Origin of the sequence: Arthrobacter sp. 9V (assembly GCF_902506065.1) — a bacterium.
Taxonomy (GTDB): Bacteria; Actinomycetota; Actinomycetes; order Actinomycetales; family Micrococcaceae; genus Arthrobacter.
In genome coordinates this window covers 1-1,521 of sequence record NZ_LR732925.1, presented here as the reverse complement: position 1 = coordinate 1,521, position 1,521 = coordinate 1, and the positions used below count along the sequence as shown (strand labels likewise).

2 protein-coding genes are annotated in these 1,521 nt (G+C 68.7%); both read left to right on the top strand.

Annotation, left to right across the window (positions count from 1 at the left end; translation table 11 throughout):
- The coding region (locus BACI9J_RS22380) for a DUF3516 domain-containing protein (protein WP_159736617.1) at window positions 1-1,233 on the top strand (1,233 nt) is incomplete at its 5' end.
- A 64-nt stretch (window positions 1,234-1,297) separates the two neighbouring features.
- A partial coding sequence (locus BACI9J_RS22375) for a DUF6458 family protein (protein ID WP_159736616.1) occupies window positions 1,298-1,521 on the top strand: 224 nt, incomplete at its 3' end.

Genomic DNA, 1,521 nt, shown 5'->3' with positions numbered 1-1,521 from the left:
ATGGTGCTGTCCGTCGTCGCCCGTGGCGGGGACGCCTTCGCCGACGTCCGGTCGCTGGTCTACGACAACCACGAACCGCGCTCCCGGCAGCTCGCCATGGCCCGGCGGGCACTCGTCATCGCCCGGACCCTCATCAACGCACGGGTGATCGAGAAGGTCGACGGCGCCTACCGCCTGACCGTCGACATCGCACCGAACTTCGCGCTCAACCAGCCGCTGTCGCCGTTCGCGCTCGCCGCGTTCGAGTTGCTCGACCCTTCTTCTCCCACTTATGCACTGGACATGGTCTCGGTCGTCGAGGCCACGCTCGACGACCCGCGGGCGATCCTGTCGCAGCAGCAGTTCAAGGAGCGTGGCGAGGCCGTCGCCCGCATGAAGCAGGAGGGGATCGAGTACGAGGAGCGGATGGAGCTGCTCGAGGAGGTCACCTGGCCGAAGCCGCTCGACGAGCTGCTGACCGCCGCCTACGAGGCCTACGCCGCCGAACAGCCCTGGGTGCTCGACTTCCAGCTGTCCCCGAAGGCCGTCGTCCGCGACATGTACGAACGCGCGATGACCTTCGGCGACTTCGTGCGCTTCTACCAGCTCACCCGCTCCGAGGGGCTCGTGCTCCGCTACCTGTCCGACGCGTACCGGACCATGCGGCAGACCATCGCCGAGGAACAGCGGACCCAGGAGCTCGACGACCTGATCGAGTGGCTCGGCGAGGTCGTGCGGCAGACCGACTCCTCACTCGTCGACGAGTGGGAGGCGCTGCTCAACGGCGACGTCCTGCTGGCCTCCGAGGAACACGAGGAGATCGCGCCGCCGCAGCCCGCACGGCTCACCGGCAATCCCAGGGCGTTCCGGGTGCTCGTGCGCAACGCCCTGTTCCAGCGGGTGCTGCTCGCCGCGGCCGACGACATCGACGGGCTCGGGGAGCTCGACGCGACCGCCGGCTTCGACCGGTCGGCGTGGGACACCGTGCTCGAGGAGTACTACGAGGAGCACGACAGCATCGGCACGGACGCCGACGCACGGTCCATGCAGTACCTGGTGCTCGACGAGAGCGGTGCCACGGCATCACCGCGGGTCTGGAAGGCACGGCAGATCTTCTCCGACCCCGAGGGCGACAAGGACTTCGGGTTCTCGGCGACGATCGACCTGGACGCCTCGGACGAGGTCGGCGAGGCCGTCGTGCGGGTCACCGAGATCGGTCGGGTCGACGGGTGGGCCGAAGTCGACGTCGACTGATCCGCGCGGGGGTTGTCGGACGTGTACCGTCTGCCGCACCACCCCGACCCGAGAGGACTGCGTCATGCGCATCGGATCCAGCATCGCCCTGATCGTCATCGGCGCGATCGTCGCCTTCGCGCTGAACATCCAGCTCGCCGGCGTCGACCTGCGCCTGATCGGCTACATCCTGATGGCAGCCGGTGTCGTGCTGCTCATCATCAGCCTCGCCGTGGCCTTCGGTGGTCGCCGCACCACGACCACCACGCGCTCGGGCGTCGACCCGGCGTCGGGGGAGCAGATCACGCA